Genomic DNA, 24,173 nt, shown 5'->3' with positions numbered 1-24,173 from the left:
ACTATGTACGACGACATCCTGCTCCCGACCGACGGCAACGACGGCATCGCGGCGGCCGCGAACCACGCCGAGACCATCGCCGACCGCTTCGACGCGACCGTTCACGTCCTCTCGGTCGTCGACACGCGCAATCGCTTCGAGAGTCCGACCGGCGGCCTCTCGGTGGAGGCGTGGACCGACGCCGAGCACGACCGGGCCGAACGCGCCGTCGAGGACGCGGTCGCCATGCTGCACGACGACCTGCCGGTCGAGACGGCGACCGTCGAGGGCGTACCCAAGGCGACGATCCTCGACTACGTCGAGGACGAGCGGATGGATATGGTGGTGATGGGCACTCACGGCCGGACCGGCTTGGACCACTACCTCATCGGCAGCGTCGCCGAGAAGGTCGTTCGTCGGTCGCCGGTGCCGGTCGTCACGGTCCGTCTCTCTGACTAGGCCGGGGTCGGGGGCGTCTCGGCGGCCGGTACCGGACACCGTGGCGTCGGTCTCGCCGCCTCTGAACCACCGAACGCCGCGGCCGCGACCGCCGGCGTTTCCAGCGACGTGGGCGTCTGCGCCGCCGCGATGACGACCAGCGCGAACGACAGGCGTCCGTGGCCTCCGGAGGGCGATCGCCCGACCGCAAGGCGTGCAGGGAGGCGCGGGCCTCGACGGACCCGCTCGAGTTCAGACATTTCTGGAGTTCACCGCCAAGGTAGCCGACGATGGGTCACCTCCGGATAGGGAACGAGTACCGCCAGTCGCCACGTCCACCATGCGGTGTCTGTGTCGACTCAGTCAGCCAGACCGGCAAAAAAACACCGTGCGAGATATGGGCGCCGTGTTCGGCACGGCCACTGAACCACCTCACCGATCGAGGGGTTCACGAAGGCCCCGGACGCAACCGGGTAAAACGAGTCCGGCGGGCGGATCAGTTCGCGGCGTCGGCGTCGTCGTTGAGGACGTCGCGCAGCTCGCGGCTCACCGGAATCAGCACCCAGAACGTGAGCGCGCCGAGGATCATCACCCAGAAGAACGCGTCGCCGGCGACGAGACCGATCTCACCGTAGGCGGTCTCGATGCCTTCGGCCGGGTTAACCAGCTGCACGACGTCGTAGTACGAGGGCGTTCGATACCATCCACCGAAGGTGAGCCAGCCGAGGCCACCGAGCGTGAACAGGGCGAACCCCTTCATGAACTCGTCTGCCATTACCTCACGATTCGTCGGAGCCGTCTTGAGACTTTCCCATCCCTTGGCCGCGGAACCGCGTCCCCAACACGTACACCGCCGTCCCCGCGACGATGAAGGCGATCCCCGTGATCGCCAGCGCGGCGACCAGCGTGTCCTGTGAGGGGTAGAGCCCGGCGCTGTTCAGGAGGTACACGATCGTCGTCCGCACGAAGCTGATCTGCAGCGTCGCGGCGTCGACGAGCGTAAACCCGATCAGATACGCGACCACGGCCGCCAGCGTCGAGAAGACGGTGACGGCCTTGTACAGGCGGAACGGGACGACGATCTCGCGCCCGTCGGCCCCGGATCGGGGGCCGGTCGGCTCGCTGCGGGGACCCTCCTGTTCGTCCGCGGCGATCGGATCGCCCGTCTCGTCGAACGCTTGTGCGTCGTCGTGGTCGGTGGATGATGACATCGAACTGGTGTGCGGCGGGGAAAACGGAGACGGGAGTTCAGGCCTTACTTCGGCGGGCGCAACATGTAGTACCGCCGGTTCAGGTCGTACATGTACCCTTCACGCATCGTCTTCAACACCGCGTAGGTGATGATCCCGCCGGCGATCGGGAGCATGAACGTCAGCAGCAGCAGCAGGTCGAGCGAGATCGGGAAGAAGTTCTGGATCGCGAGCGCCGCGAGCGTGATCGACAGGATGACGCCGCCCACGCCGACGGCCGCCCAGAACGGCTGCTCGACGGGACGCCGCGCGCTCCCCTTGTTGAGGAACGGCACGAGCCCGATGGCGCCGAAGACGATCCCGTGAGCGATGATCCCGAGGAACTCGTTCCCTATCGCGATGTTGCCGTCGAGCACCGCGAGGCTCGGGTTGATGGGGTTGAGCTTCAGCAGCCCGAACGACCAGTAGAGGTACCAGTCCGGCAGGATGATCGCCGGCGTCGCCCCGGGATTCGCCGGCTCCCCGTAGTGCGCCGGCATCACCGCCGCGATGAGGATCATGATCCCGACGAAGAAGCTCGTGATGGCGAGGTTCCGGATCGTCTCGTGGGGCCACGTGGGGAAGCCGAGCACGTCGCGCTCGACGTACGTCGACTCCGCGCGGAGGTTTTCGTCTTCGCGGCGAGAGCGCTCGAAGTACTGGTAGGTGAGCTGGGCGAGCCCGCTGGAGTGCTCCTTGCGCTCGGTCCAGGTCGGCGTCTCGTCGTCCGGCGGCACCGTCGCCGGCGGACCGCCGTCGGTGCGCGCTTCCTCGTCGGTGCCTCCGTCCGTCATGGGGGTGGTGTCGTCGGTCATTGGATTAGTGCGGCTCGGCGATCCCCTGCACCCAGACGATGCCGACGTGGAGCGCGATGAGGCCGGTCACCACGAACGGCAGCACGAAGACGTGCAGGATGTACATTCTCACGAGCGTCGCCTGTCCGAGGGTGAAGCCGCCGAACAGGAGCTGCGCCGCCCACTCGCCCACGATGGGGGTCGCGAGCGCCATCTCGACGCCGATCTGTGCGGCCCAGAACGACAGCTGCTTCCACGGGAGCACGTACCCGGAGAAGCCGAACAGGAGCGTCAGGCCGATGAGGACGATCCCGAGGATCCAGTTGACCTCGCGGGGCTCCTTGTACGAGCCGGTGAAGTACACGCGGAGCATGTGCAGGAACACCGCGGCGACCATGAACTGCGCCGCCCAGCGGTGGATCGAGCGGAGCATGTACCCGAACTGGACGTCCGTCATGATCATCACGACGGAGTCGTACGCGGCCGTCGGGTCGCCCTGCGCGGCGGCACCGGCGGTCGACGGCGCGTAGTAGAACCCGAGCAGCGCCCCGGTGACCGCCGCGACCAAGTATGCGATGATCGACAGCGACCCGAGCGAGTACAGCGGGTACCAGTACCAGAACTTGTTGTCGAGGTCGTACTGCTCCGTGTGGCTCTTCGGCATCTGGAGGTTCGCGCGGTAGTACATCGTCTCCAGCAGCTCGAGGTAGTCGACGATGCGGAGCCGCTTGTCCAGCCAGATGAGCGTGGTGAGGAACGCGGTCTCGATGACCGTCAGGTCCTGCTTTTTGAGCCACGCGTTGTGGTCCATCTCGTCTTGTTTTTTGAGGCTCATTGTGGGATCACTTCTTGTAGTAGGGGTAGACCGCGCGCTTGATAGTGTCCATCGCGCTGCCGGTGTCTATCCCGACGCCGTCCTTCTCGTCCTCCCGGACGTAGAGGTCCTCCCACTTGCGACGACGCTTCTTCACGATCATCACGTCGGGGAGGAACTCCTTGCGGTACAACAGGAGGATGAAGGCGAGGTCGATGAAGATCATCGCCAGCAGCGCACCGGCGAACATGTTGCCGAACTCCGTCGAGGCCCAGGCGGACATGAGCCCGTAGACGAACAGAGACACGAATACGACCTCGATGACCGTCAAGAGCACGATGGCGATCGCCGCGGCCGTGCTCTCGCGGGCCGGCTCGTACCGGTGGATGTCACCGTACGAGGAGCCGCCGGAGCTCATTCTCTCCCTCCGTGACCGGTGTGGGCGGACTCGCCGTACTTCAGCAGGTAGAACGTGAACACGAAGGTGAGCGAGATACCCAGCATCGCGGAGATCCCGACCCAGTGGGCGTGGAGCGGAACGCCGACCTTGGCGATGTCCTCCGGCCACCCGGTGTTCGCCCCGCCGGTCTCGACGGTGGCGACGTCCTCACCGACGGCGATACCGCCGTGCATACCGACTGGGACGTGGGGGGCACAGGCGTAGTGAGTGATGCCGGCGTCCTCGCCCGATGTCTCGTACTCGTACGTGTACCCTTCCTCGCCGACTGGATCGCCGCTGTCGAGCGAGGCCGGGCCCTCCTGTGTGACGACGTTGTGGCTCCCGCCGGCCCCGGTCCACTCCCAGACGATGGTCGTCCCCTCGTCGACCCAGACCAGCGTCGGGTCGAACGCGAGGCCGCTGCTGCCGGCGCCGACCGAGATGGTCACCGAGTCCTGCCCGCGGGCGTCGGTGTACGACCCGACGTTGCCGCTCGACGCGCCGCTCGGCCAGTCGGGCTGTACCTCCTGTGCAGCCACCGTTCCGGTCGCCCCGGCGGAGGCCGCGACGGCGGCGGTCGCGCCGCCGGCCGTCCGCACGAAGTCCCGCCTTTTCATACGGTTTCACTCAGGACGGGGTCCGCTTAAACCCTCCGACTGAAACCGCCGACGTGGAGGAGTTTGGAGGGACTGAGACCGCCGAAATCGGCGTAATTACTCGTCTCGGTCGCGGTCGCTCGCGACGGCGTCCTCGTCGGTCACGACACCGTCTTCGACGGGGACGAACTCGGGACGTTCCTTCGCCTCGCGGAGCGCCCGCAGCCGCTCCCGATACTCCTCCGAGCGGAACCGGTCGGAGAGCCGCGCGTTCGCCACCATCACGAACAGGAAGAGACCGATGAGCAGGAACACGATCCCCATCGCGGGCGCGACGATCGTGTCGAGGTCGGTGAGGAACGTCGCGGCCAGCAGCGCCGCGCCGGCGAGCACCTGCACGACCGCGATCACCTGGACCATCAGGTTGCCGAACTCGCCGGACCCATCGGGGACGGTGTCGGGGTGCGGGAGCGACCAGTCCTCGGGCGGCTCCGGCACGTCGTACGACTCCATCGCCGCCAGCGCGACGATCGGCTCGATGTCGCGCAGCACCGTCCCCTGCCCGGCCACCTCGCCGGTCGGGCGGACGATGGCGTACCCCTCGTCGGAGTAGACTAAGATCCGCTCCTCGCCGTCGGCGCGGACCCGTTCCAACACGCCGAACACCTCGCGGCGAGCGATCCGCGACTTGAGCTCCGCCTCGGCGCGCTCGAGCAGGCGGTCGCCCGTGATCCACGAGTCGGGGTCGAAGGCGGCGTCCCACTCCTCGGCGCTCATCCGGGCCATGTCCGACGGCCCGAAGTCGTCGAAGTCGTACTCCTCCTCGACGCGGCGCCTGAGCTCGTCGAGGTCGTCCGCGGCGTCGTCCCCGACAGTCGGTCCTCCCTCGTCACTGGGCGGTTCCCCGCCCGGGGACGCCTCGTCACCGCCCGGTGTCTCCGGCTCTCGGTCCGGTCTCGGCTCCGGCTCCGATCCCGTCGAGGTGTCCTCCATCGTCCGGCCCTACGGGCTCCGGACGCTAACTGTTTTCGTCCGTTGTCGACGAGTGACGGCGGCCGGCCGCTTCGAGGGGCCGGCGTCGCTGCGACGGACGGATCGGGGAGTTTTACGCGCCGGAGCCCGAACCGTCGATCGATGGTAGACGAGTCGGTCTTCGCGGCGCTCGCCGGGCTGTCGGTGACGACGAGTCTCCCCTTCCTGCTGTACGGGGCGTGGATCATGATCGACGCCGAGACCGTGAGTTGGAACGTCCTCACGCACCACCTCCGGTACATCGGGGTCGGGCTGGCGCTGACGACCGTCCCGATCGTCGGCTGGATGATCCCCCGCCTCTTCCGACGACTGACCGGGCTCGCCGTCATCCACGCGTTCCTCGGGCTGCAGGCGTACGCGCTGCTGGCGTTCGCGCTCACCGGCATCGTCCGGATCCTGCAGGCCAAGCGGAACGCCGACGCGTACGAGGACCCCGACGTCGACATCGACGAGATCCACGAGGACATGGGTCACTGGCGCGCCCGGCTCCGCGTCGGCGTGGCCGGGTTCATGCTCCTCTGGCTCTGCGCGTGGGTGACGGGGCTCTACCGGTTCTACTCGATCCACGTCGCCCCGGCGATGTGAGGCTCGGGGTCGCCCGTCTCCCTTCCCGTGGCTCTCCGCCCGACTCGCCGCTTTTCGCCCGACTCGCGGTGAACGCCGCCGCTGTTTCACCGACCGACAGCTTCAATCCCGTTTTGCCCTAAGGTGGGGGTATCGTGGCAGTCACCTTCGACCTGTTCGGGACCCTCGTCGACGTCGAGTACCCCTCGGACCCCGCTGAGATCGTCGCGCGCGAGCTGGAGTCCCGCGACGTCGCCGTGCCCGACGACTGGCACGTCGCGTACGGCGAGCGACACGTGGACGCCCCGGCCGGCGCGGAGGTCCCGCTCCCGGCCCACGTCGCGCACGCGCTCGAGTCCCGCGGCGTCGACGCCGCGGAGAACGTCGTCCGGCACGCCGTCGTCGCGGCGTTCGACCCGGACGTGACCAGGCGCGACGGCGCCCGAGACGCCGTCCGCGACGTGGCCGCGCAGGGGCCGGTCGGGCTCCTCTCGAACTGCGCCGTGCCCGAGCTCGTCTCCAAGACGCTGATCCGCGCCGGCCTCCGCGGCGAGTTCGACGCGGTCACGACCAGCGTCGGCTGCGGCTGGCGGAAGCCCCACCCGAAGGCGTTCGAGACCGCGGCCGACGCGCTCGGCGTGGCCCCCGAGACGCTGGTCCACGTCGGCGACGACCCCGCCACCGACGGCGGCGTCGCGGACGTCGGCGGCCGCTTCGTCGACGTGACGGAGACGCCGCTCCCGCGGATCGCGGCCGAGCTCGAGGCCGAGCCGTAGCGTCGTTTTTTTTTAAGCTGGAGGCGAGCCGCCCCGGTTTATTTTCAAATGTCTCGCTCGCGGGCGAGCCGATCCGACCACTCCTCGCCGAGCCGCCCCTCTTCGAGGAGCTTCTCTAGGTGCGCGACGACCGTCGCCCGCGCGAGGTCCGCGACGCCGGTCAGGTCCTTCTCGTAGGCGCTTCCGACGACCGCGTCGACGTCGCTCGCACCGGCCTCGACCGCCGCGATGACCGCCCGCTCGCGGTCCAGCCGGTGGTCGATCAGCCGGTCGCAGACCGCCGTCGGATCGTCGATCGCGGGGCCATGTCCCGGGTAGAGCCGGTCGTAGCCGGCGTCGCGGACGCGTCCGAGGCTGTCGAGGTACTCGCGGAGATCGCCCTCGGGCGCGCCCACCACGACGCTCCCCTCGGCGACGGCGAGGTCGCCGCAGAGAAGCGCACGGGCGGCGGCTCCCTCGTCCGCTTCCCCCTCCCCGTTCCCCTCCGCCACCGCGAAGGCGACGTGGTCCGGCGCGTGGCCGGGCGTGTCGACCGCCCGGACGGCGGTGTCGCCAACGGTCTCCCCGTCAGCGAACGTGCCGTCGGGCTCGACGCCGGTCGCGTCCGCGAACCGGTCGGTGTGGTCGGCGTGCGCGAACACGGGCGCGCCGGTCAGGTCGGCGTACTCGGCGACCGCGCCGACGTGGTCGGGATGCGTGTGCGTGACCGCGATTGCGTCGACGGCGGTGCCGCTCCTGCCGTCGAGGTTATCCTCCCCGTCGAGCCCGACAGCGGCGTCGAGCGCGTCCGTGCGAGCCGCGGGGTCGACGAGGAGGCCGCCGGCGACGTAGGCGTTCGTCGTCCCGCCGGGGGCCCGGGTGTCGACCGCGACCGGGACGCGGGCGACGGGCGGCCTCGGGTCCGACGCCGCCACCGCCTCAGTCCCCGCGGCCCGCCGAGGAGCCCTCGCGCCGGTCGAGCAGGGAGCGCGCGGCCGGGCCGGGGCCGGACCCGGCGCGCTCGCGGCCCGGGATCGGCACGTCGACGTCGTCGGCGACGGCGAACCGCGAGAGGTCGGCGACGCCGGCGTCGACCGCCTCGACCGAGCCGTACGGGCGCCCGACGACGATATCGCCGGCCTTGCTCCGGTTGATTCCCGGGATCGCGGTCAGCTCGTCCATCGACGCCGCGTTGACGTCGAGGGGGTAGGGAACGCCCGTCACGGAGCGGTAGCCGTGGTCCGTGATCGCCACGTCGATGGCGGTGCCGAGCTCGCGCTCGCCGGGCACGGCGACGAGGAGCGCGTAGGTGCCGAGCTGCCGGCCGAACGTCTTCCCGTCCTGGTGGTACTCTAGGTGGACGTCGGGGAGGACCGTCCCGGGCGGGACGACCCGGTCGAGCATCGGGTTGTCGACCGTCTCGCGCACCTCGCGCTTGTACGCCTGGAACTGGTCTTTGTGCTCCTGGGCGATGTCGGCGCCCGTCTCGGCCATCTCAGTGCCGGCGAACGCCATCACCTGCCGGATGTTGATCCGGCGGAGCATCAGGCCCTCGTCGTACACCGTCTGGAGGAACTCCTTGTTGTGCTCGTACGTCTCGGGGCGCTCGCCCGCGAGCCCGTGGACGAGGTTGATTCCCGGGAGGAGCTTCGGGAGCCGCGGCGAGGCGTCGGGCCCGGTCGAGGGGCCGGTCACTCGGTCGTCGGGGCCGGGCGTCGTCTCCGGCGTGTCGCCGGGTCGCCAGCCGCCCTCCTCGTTGACGACGCGGACGGCCTCTAAACACTCCTCGGCGGTGACGAGCAGGTTGTTCTGCTCCTGCACGACCGGATCGGCCGATTCGAGCCCGAACGCGGCGGTGTCGCCGGGCGTGTTGTGCGCGGCGATGACGCGGATCGCCTCGCGGGAGGCCTCGGGGTAGTCGGTGATCGTCACCGGGTTCATGTTGTCGAGGTGGAGCGTCCGGAGGTCGGGCGCAACCTCGCGGATCCCGGCGTACAGCTCCCGAAGCGCGTCCGGGTTCGGTGCCTCGCCGTCGCCGCCGAACGCGAGGATGTCGGCCTGCCTCCCGAGCCGGAAGTGCCTGACTCCCCGGTCCGAGAGCGCGTCGACCTCGTCGACGACGGAGCGCGCCTCCCGGAACGCCGGGTCGCCGTACAGCGGCTCCGTGCAGAACGAGCAGCGGTAGGCGCAGCCGCGGGAGGTCTCCATCTCGCAGATGAGGTAGTCCGGGTGGTTTGGGTGTTGCTCGACGACGAACGACCCCTTCTCGGCCCACTGGTCGATCTCGGCGTTGTCGCGCATCCGGTTGCCGAACCCCTCTAACCCCTCGCTGACGAGATCATACGCGGCCGCCTCCACGTCGCCCATGGCGACGAAGTCGTAGTCGAGGTCGTCGCGCTCGGTCTCCGTCGCGCCCGCGTTCTCCTCGCCGACGCCGAACCGCACGGGGCCGCCGAGCAGGGTGACGCCGTCCGCGGTCCAGCCCAGTTCGCGGACCTCGTCGGGCTCGGCGGGGGTCCCGCCCACGTACTTGCCGGGCACTGTCATCCCGCCGACGTACACCATGAGGTCGGCGTCGGCGACGTCGGCCCGCTTGCTCCGGTCGTCGCGCAGCTCGTCGATGGTGTGGTAGGTGATCCGCGACTCGGGGACGCCCGCGTCGACGAGCGCGCCGGCGGTGTACCGCGGGTACGTCGAGATGTACGGGGGGACGCCGAAGTGCGCGGGCTCGTCGACGTAGCCGTCGACGATCGTGACGGAGAGGTCGTTCGGGTCGGGCGGGAGCGATCCCCGGCCCGACGCGGGCGAATCGGTCATGTTACCGTCCGTAGTCGGCCGAGACGGGAAAAGCGTGCGGAACGCCGGGGGACGCCGGATCGCTTATGCCGGGACGCGCGGAAGCGCCGACTGTGCCCTCCGAGACGCCCCCGACCGGTGAAACGCGCTCGGGCGACGGTTCACCCCCGGCCGCCGACGAGTCCTCTCGCTGGCAGCGAGCCGGAAACTACGTCTCGTTCGCCGCGTTCTGCGGGCTCGCCGCGGTGCAGTTCTTCGGCGCCGACCCCCGGCCGTGGGGGCTCGCCGTCGGCTGGGCCGCGGCGACCGCGGTCGCCATCGGGCCGGTCGCGTGGCTCGCCCGCGACCGACTCTCGCCGGATCGCTACGAGACGCTCACGTACGTCGCCTTCGGCGCCGCGATCCTGGCTATCTCCGTCGGGCTGGGAGCCGTGCTCGCGTTCGAGGTCCCGTATCTCCCGTACGGTCCCGGCTTCCTCGCCGGCGTCGCGTTCGGCACCGCGGTCGTCTCCGTCGCCGAGCGCGCGGTCGTTCCGGAGCGGCTCCGCGGAACGGGTTTGTGAATTCTGACGGCCGCCGGCATCTCTCAGACGTAGATGAATCCCTCGAGCGCGACCGCGCCGGGGTTGTCGAACCCGGCGGTGTCGGTCTCGTAGTCCCCTCGCCACGCCGCGAACGCCCCGACGCAGGCGGCGACGGCGTCGAGGGCGTCGCCGCCCGCGTTCGCGACTATTGCGTCCATCAGTTCGTCTTCCGATTTATACGCGACAGCGCTCTCCTCGACCAGCCCCTCGGCGTTCCGGCGGCGGCGCGTCGCCTCCGACTCGCCACCGCCCTTGTAGTTCGTCCGGTAGAGCCCGAGTCGGTCCAACACCGCGGCCGGGTAGGTCTCGACGACCGTCGGCCCCGACGGCGTCGCGGGCAGCCACCCCCCTTCCGTCCGGTCCATCGGCGCGACCCGGACGCGATCGACGAGCGGAGCGAGCACGTCGCGCATGCCGTGAAAGGCGATTGTGTCGGCGATGAACCCGTACGGCGATCGCGCGCCGACGGCGGCGTCCGTCTCCCGCTTGTCGTACGTCCCCTCGCCGCGGCGCTCGGTCAGTCCGACGCAGCGCTCGGCGAACGCGCGGACCGGGTCGCTCCGTTCGTCGGCGTCGCCTCCGCCGCCCCCGTCGACGCCGATCGACTCCGGGAACCCGCTTATAAACGACCGCCACGAGTCGGAGCCGCTCTCCTCGACGATGAACCCGGGGAGCCCGAACGGGAAGTCGAGGCCGACCACCGCGCCCTCGTCGAGAGCGCGGATCCACGCCGCGAGCGCCGGGAGGGCGTCCTCGCGGCCGACCGTTCGGCGGCCGCCGCCGTCGTCGAAGCCGGCGAGCTCGGCGAGCGGGCGGAGATCGGTGACGAGCAGCTCGCCGCCCTTCGGGTCTACACTCCCGCTCGCGATCCACGTCTTCCGTCCCGCGTCGTTCGCCGCCGCGCTGAAGTCGACGCCGTGGACGCGGACCGGGTCGTCGCCCGCCCGGACGCGACCGTCTCCGTCGCCGATGCCGTCCATACACGGACGGCCGCCGCCACGCCGTTTAAGCCCTCGCCGACACAACGGTGATGTATATGCCATCGACGATGGAGGTCAAATGTGAGAGCGACGACTGCGAGCTCGACATGTTCGAGAACCACTACACGTACGACGTGCCCGACGATCACGCCGTCGGGGACCTCACGTGTCCGTACTGCGGCGGGAGCGAGCTCGCCGAGATCGAGGTGTAACCCGTGAGCGGATTCGTCGAGGCGGGCCGGTCGGCCGCCCGCCGCGTCCTCGAACGCGTCGGTCGCGGATGGAGCAAGATGCAGGAGCGCCGCTCGCTCTCGCACGACCTCCTCGAGAGCGACGACGCGTACCTCGTCGTCTTCGACGCCCCCGGCGTCCGCGGCGAGGACCTGAACGTGACGTTCCTCGATCACACCGTCGAGGTCGAGCTCGACCGGTTCCGCGACTTCTACGACGGCTACGAGATGGTGTTCCCCGGGCGCGGCGTCTCGCTCTCCGGGAGCGCCGACCTCCCGCGCGACGCGAGCGTCACGCCGGAGGGCGCGAACGCGACGCTGACTCGCAACGGGACGCTTCAGGTGGAGATCCCGAAGAACGACGACGCGCGCGACGTCGCGGTCGTCGAGGAAGACGACGCCGACGAGCGCTGAGCTCGGCGACCTCCGACGCGGCCTCGCTTCTCTCACTCCCCGGCCCGCGATTCGACCGACATCCCCTCCGAGATCTCGAACGACTCGGTCCCGTCGAACCGGTCCGGATCGAAGGGCTCGATCCACGGCGGCTCGGGAGCGTCGGCATCGGTCCCGTCGAGCGACGCCAGCACGCCCTCGGCGACGAGTTCCCCGACCGCCGGCGCGCGCATGAAGCCGTGGCCCTGCCAGCCGGCGGCGACGAACAGGCGCTCCGCGTCGCCGTCGTCGGCCCCGCGTGCGGCCTCCGCCAATTCGCCGACGGGCCCGACGAGCGGGTCGCCGTCGGGCGTCGCCGTGCAGAGCCCGGCCCACGCCCGCTCGACATCTGCGTCCCCGTCGCGCGCCGCGCCGACGCGCTCGCGGAGCGTCTCGGTGACGGCGTCGACGAACCAGTCGTCGCCCTCGCGGTCGTACTCGTCCGGGTCGGCCGCGACCGGCTCGGTTCCGTCGCCGGCCAGCAGCCCGGTCGGGTGCGGCCGGAGGTAGACGCCGGCGGTCGCGTCGTAGGCCATCGGGCCGTCGTAGGCGACCGCGCACGTCAGCGCCTGCACGCGGTAGGGGACGACCGGGACCGCGATCCCGACGTCTGCGAGGACGTCGGCGGTGCGCGCGCCGGCGGCGACGACGACCGCGTCGAACTCGCGGGTGGCGTCGCCCCGCGTCCCGCCGACGCGCAGCTCCGGTCGGTCGCCGGACAGCGAGACGGGCGTCTCGGTCTCGACGGCGACTCCCTCGCGGCGCGCCCGCCGGCCCATCGCCGCGACGTAGCTCGCGGGGTCGCACCAGCCCGCGCCCTCGGCGACCGCGGCGACCGCGAGGTCGTCGGTCGCGATCGGGAACCGCTCGGCGAGCGCCGCAGGGTCGATCACGGAGACGTCGCGGCCGTGCGAGCGCATCCGTTCGACCATCTCGGGGACGGCGTCGGCGTCCGCGTCGCCCTCGCGGACCGCGATCACGTAGGGACACGGCGCGAACGCGAAGCCGGGCAGCGAGCGGTCGAAGGCGCGGAACCGCTCCATCGCCCGGGCCGCGAGCGCGGCGTCGACGTCCTCGGCGTACGCGTCGTACAGCACGCCGGCGGCGCGGCCGGAGCTCCCGGCGCCGAGTTCGCCGCGCTCGTAGAGGGTCACGTCGGCGCCGCGGGCCGCGAGGTCGGCGGCCGCCGTGACGCCGACCGCGCCGCCGCCGACGACCGCGACGGCGGGCGGGTCCTGCGTGTCGGTCCGTGCGGATCGGGTCATGGGATCGCCTCCCACGAGAAGGGGGTTAACGGTGGCGCCGCCCGGACAGCGGCCGGGTGACATGCGCGTCCCCGCCCACGTTATGGGCGTCGAGCCCCTTGATCGAGTATGAATCAGCTCGTCGACGGCGAGTGGCGGACGGACACGTACGAGGCGACGGACGAGGACGGCTCGTTCCAGCGCGGCGAGACGACCTTCCGGAACTGGATCGCCGGCAGCGACGTCCCGGAGCACGTCGACGCCGAACCGGACGACCGGTTCCAGCCCGAGGCGGGGCGGTACCATCTGTACGTCTCCTACGCCTGTCCGTGGGCGCATCGCACCCTGCTCGCGCGGTCGCTGCTCGGCTTGGAGGACGCCATCGGCGTCTCGGTCGTGGACCCGTACCGCGCCGAGGACGGCTGGCAGTTCACCCCCGAGAAGGAGGGGTGTACGCCCGACCACCTGCACGACAGCGACTTCCTCCGCGAGCTGTACGTCGAGGCCGACCCCGACGCCACCTGTCGCGTGACGGTCCCCGTGCTGTGGGACACCCACGAGGAGACGATCGTCAACAACGAGTCCCGCGAGATCCTCCGCACCCTCTCGACCGCGTTCGACGACCTCGGCAACGACGTCTCGCTGCTGCCCGACGCCGACGACGAGGCGACCGTCGCGGACGTCGACGAGGTCATCTCCGAGATCTACGAACCGGTCAACAACGGCGTCTACCGCGCCGGCTTCGCGAAGTCCCAAGGCGCCTACGACGAGGCGATCGACGACCTGTTCGGCGCGCTCGACCACTGGAACGACCACCTCGCGGACCGGCGCTATCTCGTCGGCGACTCGCTCACCGAGGCCGACATCTGCATGTTCACCACGCTGGTGCGGTTCGACCAGGTGTACCACACCCACTTCATGTGCAACCGGAAGTTCATCCACCAGTACGAGCACCTCTGGCCGTACCTCCGCGACCTCTACCAGACCGCGGGCGTCGCCGAGACGGTGAACATGAGCCACATCAAGGAGCACTACTACACGACCCACCCGGACGTGACGCCCTCCGGGATCATCGCGCGTGGCCCCGACCTCGACTTCGAGGCGGACCACGACCGCGCCCGGCTCGGCGGCGAGGCGCCGACGCCGACGGCGGACGACTGAGAGTCGAACGACCGCGTCTGACGGGCACTATTTATAAACCGACTGCGGCGGCGCGTGCCGACGAGCGCGGCGACAGGCCGCGAGTCGCACGCGCGAGGGACGCCGCGAGCGACGGGGGCGACCTGGGGGAGCCCCCGAGCGAGCGGCGAGGCTGGGGAGGGGTGAGGTGCGGTCGCTGTGCGGTTGGGTGGGACTCAACGGGGCAGTCGCGAGGACGACGCACGACGACGGAAGCAGCGTGGCGCTACGCGCCACGGGCAGCCGACGGCTTCGCCGCCGACGACCCCACAGCGAAGGAGCGGTAGCGACTGAGCGAGGAGCGTGGTTCGAGAGAGCAAAGCTCTCTCGTCATCACGAGACGCCGAAGGCGTCTCGAACGACAGCGAGTCGCGCGAGTCCTCGCGGCTTGGGCTTTGGAGGTGTTCGTTGCAAAGCTGTCGTCGGCCACCAATTTCGGAGAACGCGCGAAACGAGAAACGCTTAAAAAAAAAGAAACCGCGGAACGAGAAAATCGCAGTACGGAATACGACGGACCGAACTCCGACTTATCCCTCCATCCCGCCGAACGAGAGGCCGTCCTCGACGGAGCGCTGCGCCGCGAAGTAGACGATCGCGACGGGGAGCGCGAACAGGTTCGCGAACGCCGCGAACCGCGTCCACGGCGTCGAGAACCGCCCCTCGGTCGCGAGGTTGTACAGCTCCACCGAGAGCGGGTAGTTCTCCGGCGAGAGCAGCGTCTGCGCGATGATGAACTCGTTCCACCCGGCGAGCCAGACGAAGATGAGCACGACGGCGAGCCCCGGCTTCGTCAGCGGGAGGATCACCTCCCGGATCGTGTCCAGGAAGCTCGCGCCGTCGACCATCGCCGCCTCCTCGTAGGAGACGGGGATGTTGTCCATGTACGTCTTCAGCAGCCAGGTGTTGAAGGGGATCGCGCCGGCCGCGTAGAACAGCCCGAGGATGAACAGGTTGTTCGTCAGCCCGTACGAGCTGAACAGCGAGTACAGCGCCACGAGCGTCGCGATCGAGAGGCCGGCGCCGATCTGCGTGAACAGCACGTAGCCGTAGAGGATCCGCTTGCGGCCGACGAAGCTCCGCCGCGAGAACGCGTACGCCGCCGGCACGATCATCCCGAAGCCGGCGACGATCGTCACGCTCACGAGATAGAGGCTGTTGAACACCGCGCCCGGCCCGGTCTCGGTTCCGGCCCACCGGAAACTCACCAGTCCCCCGCTCCCGCCGAGGACGAGCTGGGGGTACCCCCAGTCGCCGTCGACGAAGAAGAAGTTGGACTCGAAGAACACCCACCGGTAGGCGTCGAGGTTGTACGTCGTCGGGTCGGGGAAGATGCCGCTCGTGTTGAACAGCCGGGTCCCCTCCGCGAGCGACGCGGTGAAGATCCAGAACAGCGGGAACAACAGGATCAGCACCATCGACAGGCCGAACGCCGTCATCAGCACGCTCTTGGCGACGTCCCATGGCGTGCGCTTGCCGGTCCGCAGGTCGTAGATCGCCCGCTGGATCGTCACGGCGAACCGCTTCGGCGCGGTCGCGAGTCCGACGAGCTTCGCGCGGATCAGCGCCAGGACGGCTCCGAGGGCGCTCATTCGTCACCCACCCCCTCGGCGAGGCCGCCGTAGCGCACGGCGGCGTACATGAAGAGGCCGATGACAGCGATCGCGACGATGAGGATGGCGGCCGAGAGCCCGAACTCGTTGAAGCTGATCGCCTCGCGGTAGCCGTACACGATGATCAGCTCGTTCTGCCGCGCCGGGCCCCCCTGGTTGAACACCCACGGGATCAGGAACTGCTGGAACGAGGTCGCGCCGGTGAGGATCGACGCGAACAGCACCGGCCGCTTGATCGCGGGCAGCGTCACGGTGCGGAACCGCTGAAGGGGTCCCGCCCCGTCGACCATCGCCGCCTCGTGGAGCTCGCGCGGGACGTCCTGGAGCGCGCTCACGATGATGATCACCATGAACGGGTACGCCAGCCACACCTCCGTGGTGACGTACGCGAAGAACGCCTCCCAGCGGCCGCTGAGGAAGCCGATCGGGACGTCGAAAAGGAGGAACTCTGGCGCCGGCAGCGACGACATGACGCCGTTGTACCGTCCGAGGAGCGTGTTGAACACGCCGAACCGGGCGTCGCTGAACATCCCGCGCCAGACGGTGATCGTGAAGATCCCGGGGAACCCGAGCGGCACGATCACCGCCGCGCGCATGTAGCGCTTGCCGACGACGCGGGCGTGGTTCAACAGGAGCGCGATGCCGACGGCGACGAACACCTTGATCACGAGCGAGACGGCGACGAACAGCCACGTCGTCGACATCGACGTCCAGAACTGCGAGTCGCCGAGCAGCTGCACGTAGTTCTCCAGCCCGATCAGCTCGGCGCCGCCCCCGATCACCGACCCGGCGAACGTCGCGTCGGTCAGCGAGATGTAGAACAGGTAGACGATCGGGTACAGCATGAAGCTGGAGAACAGGACCACGCCGGGGATAACGAGCAGCAGTCCCCAGTCGCGGTTAGAGAACGGGACCGCTGCTCGGAGCCGCGCTAGGCCGCTCGCGCCGGTACCGGTGTGTGGGGAAGCCATAATAACTGGGTGGAGAAGCGCCTACAGGTTCTCCCGGATCTCGGAGGCGGCCTGATCGAGGGCGGGGCCACTCTCCTGGTTGCCGTTGAAGACGCGAGTCAGCGCCTCGGTCAGCGGCGTCCAGACGCTGTTCATGTCGGGATGGGTCGGGATCGGGACGCCGTGGTCGACCTGTCGGGCAAACGCCTCGACCTCCGCCGAGAGGTCCCCGTCCTCGACCACGGAGCTGAGCACGGGGATGTACCCCTGCTCGGCCGCGTTGGTCTCGATGACGTCCTCGTTCGTGGTGTACCACTCGGCGAGCCCGGTGGTCGCGTCGACCGTCGACTGGTCGGCGTCGCTCAGCATGGCGCTGAAGTAGAACGTCTGGATCCCGGAGTACGTGCGCGGGTTGTTGCCGTCGATCGTCGGCAGCGGCGCGACTCCGAGGTTGTCGATCTCGCTCTGGAGGTTCGCGAGCTCCCACGGGCCGTTGATCGCGAACGGGGCGGCGCCGTCCGCGAACGCGACGATCTGCGACTCGTAGCCCGGGTCGGCCGGGACGTAGTCGGAGACGGTCTCGAGCGCGTCCATCCCCCGCTTGCAGGCGTCGCTATCGAGCGTGACCTCCAGGTTCTCCTCGTCGAAGATGTCGCCGCCGTACGCCTGGATGAACCCGCTGGTGAAGTACGGGTCGGCGACGGGGTACGAGAGCCCGTACTCGCCGCTTTCGGGGTCGTGGAACTCCTCCATGGTAGAGACCATCTCCTCGAGGGTCTCCGGGGCCTCGTCGACCATATCTTCGTTGTAGAACAGGGCGACGGTCTCGGAGGCGAACGGGAGCCCGTGGACCGCGCCGTCGTACTGGACCGCCTGCTGTGCGGTCTCCGTGTAGGCGCCGAGCGAGTCGATGTCGTCGCTCGCGTCGTAGAGGAACGGCGGCTCCTCGCGGACCGCGAACCGACCGACCCAGTCGTGCGCCCAGATCCACGAGTCGGGGCCCTCCCCGGACGGGATGGCCGTCTCGAGCTGCTGGTCGAGCTCGCCGCCGGGCGCCTCCTTGTTGATCGTGAATCCGGTTTCCGACTCGAACTCGTCGACGTACGAGGACATGGCCTCGTCCTCGCCGTCGGACAGGTCGGTCCACAGCGTCGCGGTTCCCTGATTCTCGTCGCCCGAGGAGTCGGACCCGTCGCTGGACCCGCCGTCACCGCCGTCACCGCTGTCGCCGCCATCCCCGCCGTCGCCGCCCGTGCTGATACAGCCCGCGAGCGCCGCGAGCGCGGTACTTCCTCCCATCGTCTTCAGTAGCGTTCTGCGTTTCTCGTTCATGTGACTACAACAAACGATGAATTACATATTCATACATTTAGTTTTTGGGATCACCGGGGCGGCGGCGTCCGCCTCCCTCGCGGCGGCCCCGTTGATCTGGGTAGCTCGTCACGTCGGCACTCGCGTCGGTACCGTCGAACGCTTCGCGATCGCGGGACGGACACCCCGCGGGTTCACGTCGGAGTTCGTCCTCCGACACATTTAAGATGAGATTATTCCTCACATATCGCGAAAACAGCGAAGAACTAATATGCGGGAAGCACCCTTTGCCAGTAAATGGCAAGAGTAACGCTCGACACGCTCCGGAAGGAGTTCGACCGGGGAACCATCGTCGCCGTCGACGACCTCGACTTGGAGATCGAGGACGGCGAGTTCGTGACCGTTGTCGGGCCGTCGGGCTGCGGGAAGACCACCACGCTGCGGATGGTGGCGGGGCTCGAGGAGCCCACGTCGGGGACCGTCAGCTTCGACGACGAGGACGTCACGGAGATCCACGCGACGGACCGTCCCGTCGCGATGGTGTTCCAGAACTACGCGCTGTACCCCCACAAGACGGTGATGGAGAACATGGCGTTCGGGCTCAAGATGAGCACGGACATGACGAAAGCGGAGCGCCACGAGCGCGTGACGGAGATGGCCGAAATGATGGGGATCGCGGACCTGCTCGACGACAAGCCGGACGAGCTCTCCGGCGGGCAGAAGCAACGCGTCGCGCTCGGCCGGGCCATCGCCCGCGAGCCAGAGGTGTTCCTCTTCGACGAGCCGCTCTCGAACCTCGACGCGAAGCTCCGCACCGAGATGCGCGCGGAGATCCAGAAGCTCCAGAAGGAGTTCGGCGTCACGGCGATGTACGTCACCCACGACCAGGAGGAGGCGATGACGATGGGTGACCGCCTCGCCATCTTAAACGACGGGGAGCTCCAGCAGGTCGGCGCGCCGACCGAGGTGTACGAGAACCCGGTCAACGAGTTTGTCGCCGGCTTCATCGGCTCCCCCTCGATGAACTTCATCGACGTCGACGTGGAGACCGACGGCACCGCGGCGACGGTCCGCGACGACGACTCCGGGCTCGCGCTCGCGCTCAGCCGCGACTACGTGGCGGGGCACGACCTCGAAAGCGGGCCGTACACGCTCGGGATCCGCCCCGAGAACATCGGGATCGTCGAGGACCCGACCGGCGAGGAGACGCTCACGGCCACCGTCGAGGTCGTCGAGCCGATCGGCTCCGACAACTACGTCCACCTCTCCGTGAACGACGATTTCCTCGCGCGGGCGCCGGCGGACGTCAAGCCCGAGACCGGCGACGAGGTCGGCGTCGTCTTCGAGGAGGAGCGGATCCACCTGTTCGACGCCGAGACGGGCGAGGACGTCTTCCTGACCGAGGAGGAGATCGACGCCGCGATCGCCTGAGACGGTTACGTATACTCGGTTGCGTTGGCGGTGTGCGCTTCCGGAGCTCCGACGGCTCGTTTATAAATAAGTGATCGCAGACCGTCGGTGTTCACCGCCAAACCCCCCAGTCGCTCGACGATCGATCGTTGCGATCACTGTGACCGGAAACACGTCCAAAGTCCCAGCCGTGAGGACTCGCGCGGCTCGGTGTCGTTCGAGACGCCTTCGGCGTCTCGTGATGACGAGAGAGCTTTGCTCTCTCGAACCACGCTCCTCGCTCAGTCGCTACCGCTCCTTCGCTGTGGGGTCGCCGGCGGCTTTGCCGCCGGCTGCCCGTGGCGCGTAGCGCCCCGCTGCTCCCGTCGCCGTGCGTCGTCCTCCCGGCTGCCCCGTTGAGTCCCACCCCGAACCGCACCGCAACCGCAGCCTCACCCCTCCCCAGCCTCGTCACCGGACTACGTCCGGTTGCAAGCGAGAGCTTCGCTCTCGCACTGTCGGTCGTCCTCCGCGTTGCTCCGGACGACCGACTCCCTCGCGCGGCGCCGTTCGCGGCCTTTCGGCCGCTCACGGGCGCGCGCCACCGCACCGTCGGTTCATTTATAAATAGCGTCGCTGTCCGACATGTCACCCGTCCCACGTCGCCGTCGCCGACAACGGCTTCAAGTGCGCGCTCGTCCGACCGGAGAGTAGTAATGGAGCCGCCGAACATCGAGCGGTTGGACGAGCGCACCGTCCAGCGCATCGCGGCCGGCGAGGTCGTCGAGCGCCCGGCGAGCGTCGTCAAGGAGCTGATCGAGAACAGCCTCGACGCGGGCGCCAGCCGGGTCGCCGTCTCGGTCGAGGCCGGCGGCACCGAGGGAGTCCGCGTCCGCGACGACGGCGTGGGGATTCCGGCCGACCAGCTGGAGGCCGCCGTCGCGGAGCACGCCACCTCGAAGATCGGCGACATCGAGGACCTCGACCGCGGGGTCGGCACCCTCGGCTTCCGCGGCGAGGCGCTGTACACCGTCGGCGCGGTCTCGCGGCTCACCGTCCGGTCGCGCCCGCCGGGTGCCGAGGCGGGCGCCGAGATCACCGTCGAGGGCGGCGAGGTCGGCGAGGTCCGACCCGCGGGCTGTCCCGAGGGGACGACCGTCGAGGTCGCGGACCTCTTTTATAATACTCCCGCGCGCAAGAAGTTCCTCAAGCGGACGAGCACCGAGTTCGACCGGGTCAACACGGTCGTCACCGGCTACGCGCTCGCGAACCCCGACGTCGCCGTCTCGCTGGAGCACGACGGCCGCGAGACGTTCGCGACCGAGGGGAACGGCGACCTCCGGTCGGCCGTGCTGGCCGTGTACGGCCGCGAGGTCGCGGAGGCGATGGTGGACGTGGAGTGGGAACCCGACAGTTCGGAACCCGACCCGCCCGTCCGCCGCGTCACCGGTCTCGTCTCGCACCCGGAGACGACGCGCTCGACCCGCGAGTACCTCGCCACCTACGTCAACGACCGGTACGTCACCGCGAGCGCGCTCCGCGAGGCCGTCCTCGACGCGTACGGCGGCCAGCTCGCCCCCGACCGCTACCCGTTCGCCGTGCTGTTCGTCGAGGTCCCGCCCGGCGACGTCGACGTGAACGTCCACCCGCGCAAGCTCGAGGTCCGCTTCGACGAGGAGCCGGCCGTGCGCGACGCCGTCGAAGAGGCGGTCGCGTCGGCCCTGCTCGACCACGGGCTGATCCGCTCGACCGCGCCGCGAGGGCAGTCGGCCCCGGACCAGACGGCGATCAGCCCCGAGGACCCGGGATCGGAGGCCGTCGGCGGCTCCGGGACCGACCACGAGCGCGCGGCGCTCCGCGACCGCGAGGGCGGGGACGACGAGGCCGGCGGGGGCGATGAGGTCGGCGGGGGCGATGAGGTCGGCGGGGGCGATGAGGTCGGCGGGGACGACGAGGCCGGCGGGAGTGCCGAATCCGGCGCGTCCGAACTGGACCCGACCGACGAGGACGCGTGGGCGGTCGGCGACGTGGGATCGGACGACGACGCCGACCCGGATCCGTCCCCGGCCGACCCGGACGCCGCGACTGCGGACCGCCCGTCGCCGCGGAGCTGGCAGTCGGCTCCGAACGAGGCCGAGGGTGGTGAGGGAGACGACGACGGACGCGCGGCCGCGGCCGGGACCGACGCTGAGAGGGCGGACGGACTCGATCGGTTCGACGACTCGAGAGCCGCCGTCGCCGACGAGGCCGTCGCCGACGAGGCCGTCGCCGACGAGGCCGTCGCCGACGACTCCGCGCGTGACGCCGATTCCGGCCCGGTCACGGACTCCGGTCAAGTCTCAGACGACGTCGCCGCCGAGTCGGACGAGGGGCGAGCGTCGGGATCCCCGCCGCGCTCGACCGCGACCGCCCAGCGGACCCTCGCGGGCGACACGACGGAGGCCGCGGAGCGAACGTACGACTCGCTCCCGCCGCTGCGGGTGCTCGGGCAGCTCCACGAGACGTACGTCGTCGCGGAGGCCCCGGACGGGCTCGTGCTGATCGACCAGCACGCGGCCGACGAGCGGGTGAACTACGAGCGCCTGCGGGCCGCCTTCGCCGACGGCGCCGACGCGCAGGCGCTCGCGGAGCCGGTCCGCGTCGAGCTGACCGCCCGCGAAGCGGCGCTGTTCGACGACTTCGCCGACGACCTCGCCGACATCGGGTTCCGCGCCGAGCGCGCGAGCGAGCGCGAAGTGGCCGTCCGCTCGGTTCCCGCCGTCTTCGACGCCGCGCTCGACCCGGAGCTCCTCCGGGACGTCCTCTCGGCGTTCGTCGGCGACGCCACCGCGGGCGACGAGCCGGTGACCGACGTCGTCGACGAGCTGCTCGCGGACCTGGCGTGTTACCCCTCCGTGACCGGGAACACCTCGCTGACCGAGGGGCGGGTCGTCGACCTGCTCGACCGGCTCGACGCCTGCGAGAACCCGTACGCCTGCCCGCACGGGCGCCCGGTCGTGATCCGGCTCGACCGCGACGAGATCGGGTCGCGGTTCGAGCGCGACTACCCCGGTCACGCGGGCCGGCGCGCGGAGTGAGTCGGCGAGGAGACTCTCCCCGTCCCGCCGACCGCAGAGAGATACGCTTTAGGCGGGCGCCGTGGACGCACGGGTATGGAACGCGTAGCGATCATCGGCGCGTCGATGACCCGGTTCGGGCAGCGCGACGCCTGGGTGCGCGAGCTGCTGGCCGAGGCGGGCGCGGCCGCGCTCGACGACGCCGGCGTCGACGGCGACGACATCGACCACCTGTACGTCTCGAACATGGCCAGCGGCGAGTTCGAGGGCCAGACCGGCGTCCCGAACGCGCTCGCCCACGACCTGGCGGCCACGCCGGCGTACACCGCCCGGATCGACCAGACCTCCTCCTCCGGGGGCGCGGGCGTGTACGCCGCGTGGCAGTCGGTCGCCTCCGGCGCGAGCGACCTCTCGATGCTCGTCGGCGGCGAGAAGATGACCCACCGGACGACGTCGGAGGCGACCGACGTGATCGCGTCGCTCACGCACCCGGTCGAGTACAAGCACGGCGTCACGCTCCCATCCTTCGCGGGGCTCACGGCGCGGCTCTACCTCGACGAGTACGACGCGCCGCGCGAGAGCCTGGGGAAGGTCGCGGTGAAGAACCACAGGAACGGCGTGGACAACCCCCACGCCCAGTTCCAGAAGGAGGTCGACCTCGACACGGTGCTCGACTCGCCGATCGTCGCCGACCCCCTCCGGCTGTACGACTTCTGTCCGATCACGGACGGCTCCGCGGCGCTGGTGTTCTGCCCGGAGTCGGTCGCCGAAGAGTACGTCCCCGAGGACGAGTACGCCGTGATATCGGGGATCGGCGGCGCGACCGACACGCACGTCGTCCACGAGCGCGCGGACCCGACGACGATGGGCGGGGTCGTCGACTCCTCGGAGATCGCCTACGAGATGGCCGGGATCGGTCCGGACGACATCGACGTGGCGGAGCTCCACGACATGTTCACCATCCTCGAGTTCCTCCAGAGCGAGGACCTCGGCTTCTTCGAGAAGGGCGAGGGGTGGAAGGCCGTCGAGGAGGGCGTCACCGACCGCGACGGGGAGCTCCCGATCAACACCTCCGGCGGGCTCAAATCGAAGGGCCACCCGCTCGGCGCCAGCGGCGTCGCACAGGTGTACGAGATATACGAGCAGGTCACCGGGAACGCCGGCCCGCGGCAGGTCGAGGCCGACACGGGGCTCGCCTGCAACGTCGGCGGGTTCGGGAACTGCGTGACCACCGCGATCTTGGAGGGAAGCCGATGAGCGACCACGAGATAAGCGACACCGACGACGCGACCGGACGCAACGAGGGGGACAGCGCCGAGCCGACGTTCGAGGCGGCCGAGTACGCCGACGGAACGGTCACGTACCCGCCGCACACCGTGAGCCCGAACGGCGCCGAGCGCGTCGGCACGGTCGACCTCCGCGAGTACGAGGCCCGGATCGTCACGTGGACGACGTCGACGGCGACGCCGCCGGGCGTCCGCGAGCCGAATACCCTCGCGATCGTCGAGTTCGACATGGGCGACGACTACGACGGGCCGGTCGTCCGCGCGCTCGGGCAGGTCGCGCCGCGCAGCGATGCGGACGACACCGGCGATGCGGACGACGCCGGCGATGAGGGCGTCGACGAGTCGGGCGACGTCGACGTCGACATCGGCGACCGCGTCGAACCCGTCTACGCCGACGACCTCAGGGAGCCCGGCGCGGGGATCCGCGAGCCGGAGAGCCAGGCGTGGGACGGCTTCCGGTTCCGGCCGGTCGAGTAACGCGGCGAC

At 69.8% G+C, this 24,173-nt stretch carries 25 protein-coding genes; 11 read left to right on the top strand and 14 right to left on the bottom strand.

All coding sequences use genetic code 11. The features are described from left to right. Nucleotides 1-3: 3 nt before the first annotated feature. On the top strand, nucleotides 4-438 hold the full coding sequence (locus B4V06_RS17910) for a universal stress protein (RefSeq protein ID WP_123114201.1): 435 nt from the start codon (nucleotides 4-6) through the stop codon (nucleotides 436-438). Nucleotides 439-913: 475 nt separating this feature from the next. On the opposite strand, the gene B4V06_RS17905 is transcribed toward B4V06_RS17910, so the two are convergent. From B4V06_RS17905 to B4V06_RS17875, 7 genes are all read right to left on the bottom strand, one after another. Next, nucleotides 914-1,192 (bottom strand): DUF7314 family protein, encoded by a 279-nt coding sequence (locus B4V06_RS17905; protein ID WP_123114202.1) that lies wholly within the window; start codon nucleotides 1,190-1,192, stop codon nucleotides 914-916. A 4-nt stretch (nucleotides 1,193-1,196) separates the two neighbouring features. Then, nucleotides 1,197-1,628, bottom strand: a complete 432-nt coding sequence (locus B4V06_RS17900) for a DUF7315 family membrane protein (RefSeq protein WP_498170906.1) — start codon at nucleotides 1,626-1,628, stop codon at nucleotides 1,197-1,199. 44 nt (nucleotides 1,629-1,672) lie between these two features. After that, a complete protein-coding gene (locus B4V06_RS17895) occupies nucleotides 1,673-2,461 on the bottom strand; it encodes a cytochrome b family protein (RefSeq protein WP_123114204.1) in 789 nt (262 codons plus the stop codon). A gap of 4 nt (nucleotides 2,462-2,465) precedes the next feature. Then, nucleotides 2,466-3,275: a cytochrome b gene (locus B4V06_RS17890; protein ID WP_123114205.1), complete on the bottom strand. Its 810-nt coding sequence runs from the start codon at nucleotides 3,273-3,275 to the stop codon at nucleotides 2,466-2,468. Nucleotides 3,276-3,282: 7 nt separating this feature from the next. Further along, nucleotides 3,283-3,672, bottom strand: coding sequence for a DUF7318 family protein (locus tag B4V06_RS17885; protein WP_498170903.1), 390 nt, complete (start codon nucleotides 3,670-3,672; stop codon nucleotides 3,283-3,285). Continuing rightward, nucleotides 3,669-4,310 carry a halocyanin domain-containing protein gene (locus tag B4V06_RS17880; protein ID WP_498170902.1) on the bottom strand — a complete coding sequence of 214 codons (642 nt, stop codon included), beginning with the start codon at nucleotides 4,308-4,310 and terminating at the stop codon, nucleotides 3,669-3,671. Before B4V06_RS17880 ends, B4V06_RS17885 begins: the two co-directional genes overlap by 4 nt. Before the next feature lie 96 nt (nucleotides 4,311-4,406). Then, the gene (locus B4V06_RS17875; RefSeq protein ID WP_498170900.1) at nucleotides 4,407-5,282 is read right to left on the bottom strand and encodes a DUF7319 domain-containing protein; all 876 of its coding nucleotides are present in this window, start codon (nucleotides 5,280-5,282) and stop codon (nucleotides 4,407-4,409) included. Between the two features lie 141 nt (nucleotides 5,283-5,423). Here B4V06_RS17875 and B4V06_RS17870 point away from each other — a divergent pair, with 141 nt between their 5' ends. Both B4V06_RS17870 and B4V06_RS17865 read left to right on the top strand, forming a co-directional pair. Beyond that, nucleotides 5,424-5,906 carry a DUF7321 family protein gene (locus B4V06_RS17870; RefSeq protein ID WP_498170897.1) on the top strand — a complete coding sequence of 161 codons (483 nt, stop codon included), beginning with the start codon at nucleotides 5,424-5,426 and terminating at the stop codon, nucleotides 5,904-5,906. A gap of 134 nt (nucleotides 5,907-6,040) precedes the next feature. After that, nucleotides 6,041-6,661, top strand: a complete 621-nt coding sequence (locus B4V06_RS17865; RefSeq protein WP_123114210.1) for an HAD family hydrolase — start codon at nucleotides 6,041-6,043, stop codon at nucleotides 6,659-6,661. Between the two features lie 44 nt (nucleotides 6,662-6,705). Here the strand turns inward: B4V06_RS17865 and B4V06_RS17860 are convergent, their stop codons facing one another. Beyond that, nucleotides 6,706-7,575 carry an MBL fold metallo-hydrolase gene (locus B4V06_RS17860; protein WP_498170895.1) on the bottom strand — a complete coding sequence of 290 codons (870 nt, stop codon included), beginning with the start codon at nucleotides 7,573-7,575 and terminating at the stop codon, nucleotides 6,706-6,708. 4 nt (nucleotides 7,576-7,579) lie between these two features. Further along, the gene (locus B4V06_RS17855; protein WP_123114212.1) at nucleotides 7,580-9,457 is read right to left on the bottom strand and encodes a radical SAM protein; all 1,878 of its coding nucleotides are present in this window, start codon (nucleotides 9,455-9,457) and stop codon (nucleotides 7,580-7,582) included. A gap of 92 nt (nucleotides 9,458-9,549) precedes the next feature. On the opposite strand from B4V06_RS17855, the gene B4V06_RS17850 reads away from it, so the two are divergent. Beyond that, on the top strand, nucleotides 9,550-9,999 hold the full coding sequence (locus B4V06_RS17850) for a hypothetical protein (protein ID WP_123114213.1): 450 nt from the start codon (nucleotides 9,550-9,552) through the stop codon (nucleotides 9,997-9,999). A gap of 23 nt (nucleotides 10,000-10,022) precedes the next feature. Here the strand turns inward: B4V06_RS17850 and B4V06_RS17845 are convergent, their stop codons facing one another. Then, nucleotides 10,023-11,000 carry a DUF429 domain-containing protein gene (locus B4V06_RS17845; RefSeq protein ID WP_498170891.1) on the bottom strand — a complete coding sequence of 326 codons (978 nt, stop codon included), beginning with the start codon at nucleotides 10,998-11,000 and terminating at the stop codon, nucleotides 10,023-10,025. A gap of 56 nt (nucleotides 11,001-11,056) precedes the next feature. Here B4V06_RS17845 and B4V06_RS17840 point away from each other — a divergent pair, with 56 nt between their 5' ends. Both B4V06_RS17840 and B4V06_RS17835 read left to right on the top strand, forming a co-directional pair. Next, a complete protein-coding gene (locus tag B4V06_RS17840; RefSeq protein ID WP_176329335.1) occupies nucleotides 11,057-11,212 on the top strand; it encodes a DUF7559 family protein in 156 nt (51 codons plus the stop codon). 3 nt (nucleotides 11,213-11,215) lie between these two features. Continuing rightward, on the top strand, nucleotides 11,216-11,644 hold the full coding sequence (locus B4V06_RS17835; RefSeq protein ID WP_123114215.1) for an Hsp20/alpha crystallin family protein: 429 nt from the start codon (nucleotides 11,216-11,218) through the stop codon (nucleotides 11,642-11,644). A gap of 32 nt (nucleotides 11,645-11,676) precedes the next feature. Here the strand turns inward: B4V06_RS17835 and B4V06_RS17830 are convergent, their stop codons facing one another. After that, nucleotides 11,677-12,927, bottom strand: coding sequence for an NAD(P)/FAD-dependent oxidoreductase (locus B4V06_RS17830; RefSeq protein ID WP_498170889.1), 1,251 nt, complete (start codon nucleotides 12,925-12,927; stop codon nucleotides 11,677-11,679). Nucleotides 12,928-13,035: 108 nt separating this feature from the next. Between B4V06_RS17830 and B4V06_RS17825 the strand changes: the two genes are divergently transcribed. Next, a complete protein-coding gene (locus B4V06_RS17825; RefSeq protein ID WP_498170888.1) occupies nucleotides 13,036-14,067 on the top strand; it encodes a glutathione S-transferase family protein in 1,032 nt (343 codons plus the stop codon). A gap of 545 nt (nucleotides 14,068-14,612) precedes the next feature. On the opposite strand, the gene B4V06_RS17820 is transcribed toward B4V06_RS17825, so the two are convergent. The 3 genes from B4V06_RS17820 to B4V06_RS17810 are packed head-to-tail and all read right to left on the bottom strand — an operon-like array spanning nucleotide 14,613 to nucleotide 17,977. After that, entirely contained in the window at nucleotides 14,613-15,674 is a 1,062-nt protein-coding gene (locus B4V06_RS17820; RefSeq protein ID WP_123114218.1) for a sugar ABC transporter permease, read from the bottom strand. Next, the gene (locus B4V06_RS17815) at nucleotides 15,671-16,666 is read right to left on the bottom strand and encodes a carbohydrate ABC transporter permease (RefSeq protein WP_498170886.1); all 996 of its coding nucleotides are present in this window, start codon (nucleotides 16,664-16,666) and stop codon (nucleotides 15,671-15,673) included. The genes B4V06_RS17820 and B4V06_RS17815 overlap by 4 nt, the downstream gene beginning before the upstream one ends. Before the next feature lie 21 nt (nucleotides 16,667-16,687). Next, a complete protein-coding gene (locus tag B4V06_RS17810) occupies nucleotides 16,688-17,977 on the bottom strand; it encodes an extracellular solute-binding protein (RefSeq protein WP_498170883.1) in 1,290 nt (429 codons plus the stop codon). Nucleotides 17,978-18,253: 276 nt separating this feature from the next. On the opposite strand from B4V06_RS17810, the gene B4V06_RS17805 reads away from it, so the two are divergent. From B4V06_RS17805 to B4V06_RS17790, 4 genes are all read left to right on the top strand, one after another. Then, the gene (locus B4V06_RS17805) at nucleotides 18,254-19,387 is read left to right on the top strand and encodes an ABC transporter ATP-binding protein (protein WP_123114221.1); all 1,134 of its coding nucleotides are present in this window, start codon (nucleotides 18,254-18,256) and stop codon (nucleotides 19,385-19,387) included. A 674-nt stretch (nucleotides 19,388-20,061) separates the two neighbouring features. Continuing rightward, nucleotides 20,062-22,422: a DNA mismatch repair endonuclease MutL gene (gene mutL, locus B4V06_RS17800; protein ID WP_498170880.1), complete on the top strand. Its 2,361-nt coding sequence runs from the start codon at nucleotides 20,062-20,064 to the stop codon at nucleotides 22,420-22,422. A gap of 75 nt (nucleotides 22,423-22,497) precedes the next feature. Then, the gene (locus B4V06_RS17795; RefSeq protein WP_498170878.1) at nucleotides 22,498-23,658 is read left to right on the top strand and encodes a thiolase family protein; all 1,161 of its coding nucleotides are present in this window, start codon (nucleotides 22,498-22,500) and stop codon (nucleotides 23,656-23,658) included. Next, nucleotides 23,655-24,164 carry a PhlB family protein gene (locus B4V06_RS17790; RefSeq protein ID WP_498170876.1) on the top strand — a complete coding sequence of 170 codons (510 nt, stop codon included), beginning with the start codon at nucleotides 23,655-23,657 and terminating at the stop codon, nucleotides 24,162-24,164. The genes B4V06_RS17795 and B4V06_RS17790 overlap by 4 nt, the downstream gene beginning before the upstream one ends. Nucleotides 24,165-24,173 lie beyond the last annotated feature (9 nt).

It is taken from the genome of Halorubrum sp. B53 (assembly GCF_059752395.1).
This window is presented reverse-complemented; position numbering and strand designations above follow the sequence as displayed.

Excerpts from the sequence above, each read along its gene's own strand:
- B4V06_RS17910 (WP_123114201.1), top strand. The coding sequence starts at position 4 with ATGTACGACGACATCCTGCTCCCGACCGACGGCAACGACGGCATCGCG.
- B4V06_RS17905 (WP_123114202.1), bottom strand. The coding sequence starts at position 1,192 with ATGGCAGACGAGTTCATGAAGGGGTTCGCCCTGTTCACGCTCGGTGGC.
- B4V06_RS17900 (WP_498170906.1), bottom strand. The coding sequence starts at position 1,628 with ATGTCATCATCCACCGACCACGACGACGCACAAGCGTTCGACGAGACG.
- B4V06_RS17895 (WP_123114204.1), bottom strand. The coding sequence starts at position 2,461 with ATGACCGACGACACCACCCCCATGACGGACGGAGGCACCGACGAGGAA.
- B4V06_RS17890 (WP_123114205.1), bottom strand. The coding sequence starts at position 3,275 with ATGAGCCTCAAAAAACAAGACGAGATGGACCACAACGCGTGGCTCAAA.
- B4V06_RS17885 (WP_498170903.1), bottom strand. The coding sequence starts at position 3,672 with ATGAGCTCCGGCGGCTCCTCGTACGGTGACATCCACCGGTACGAGCCG.
- B4V06_RS17880 (WP_498170902.1), bottom strand. The coding sequence starts at position 4,310 with ATGAAAAGGCGGGACTTCGTGCGGACGGCCGGCGGCGCGACCGCCGCC.
- B4V06_RS17875 (WP_498170900.1), bottom strand. The coding sequence starts at position 5,282 with ATGGAGGACACCTCGACGGGATCGGAGCCGGAGCCGAGACCGGACCGA.
- B4V06_RS17870 (WP_498170897.1), top strand. The coding sequence starts at position 5,424 with ATGGTAGACGAGTCGGTCTTCGCGGCGCTCGCCGGGCTGTCGGTGACG.
- B4V06_RS17855 (WP_123114212.1), bottom strand. The coding sequence starts at position 9,457 with ATGACCGATTCGCCCGCGTCGGGCCGGGGATCGCTCCCGCCCGACCCG.
- B4V06_RS17845 (WP_498170891.1), bottom strand. The coding sequence starts at position 11,000 with ATGGACGGCATCGGCGACGGAGACGGTCGCGTCCGGGCGGGCGACGAC.
- B4V06_RS17840 (WP_176329335.1), top strand. The coding sequence starts at position 11,057 with ATGCCATCGACGATGGAGGTCAAATGTGAGAGCGACGACTGCGAGCTC.
- B4V06_RS17830 (WP_498170889.1), bottom strand. The coding sequence starts at position 12,927 with ATGACCCGATCCGCACGGACCGACACGCAGGACCCGCCCGCCGTCGCG.
- B4V06_RS17825 (WP_498170888.1), top strand. The coding sequence starts at position 13,036 with ATGAATCAGCTCGTCGACGGCGAGTGGCGGACGGACACGTACGAGGCG.
- B4V06_RS17820 (WP_123114218.1), bottom strand. The coding sequence starts at position 15,674 with ATGAGCGCCCTCGGAGCCGTCCTGGCGCTGATCCGCGCGAAGCTCGTC.
- B4V06_RS17815 (WP_498170886.1), bottom strand. The coding sequence starts at position 16,666 with ATGGCTTCCCCACACACCGGTACCGGCGCGAGCGGCCTAGCGCGGCTC.
- B4V06_RS17810 (WP_498170883.1), bottom strand. The coding sequence starts at position 17,977 with ATGAACGAGAAACGCAGAACGCTACTGAAGACGATGGGAGGAAGTACC.
- B4V06_RS17805 (WP_123114221.1), top strand. The coding sequence starts at position 18,254 with ATGGCAAGAGTAACGCTCGACACGCTCCGGAAGGAGTTCGACCGGGGA.
- mutL (WP_498170880.1), top strand. The coding sequence starts at position 20,062 with ATGGAGCCGCCGAACATCGAGCGGTTGGACGAGCGCACCGTCCAGCGC.
- B4V06_RS17795 (WP_498170878.1), top strand. The coding sequence starts at position 22,498 with ATGGAACGCGTAGCGATCATCGGCGCGTCGATGACCCGGTTCGGGCAG.
- B4V06_RS17790 (WP_498170876.1), top strand. The coding sequence starts at position 23,655 with ATGAGCGACCACGAGATAAGCGACACCGACGACGCGACCGGACGCAAC.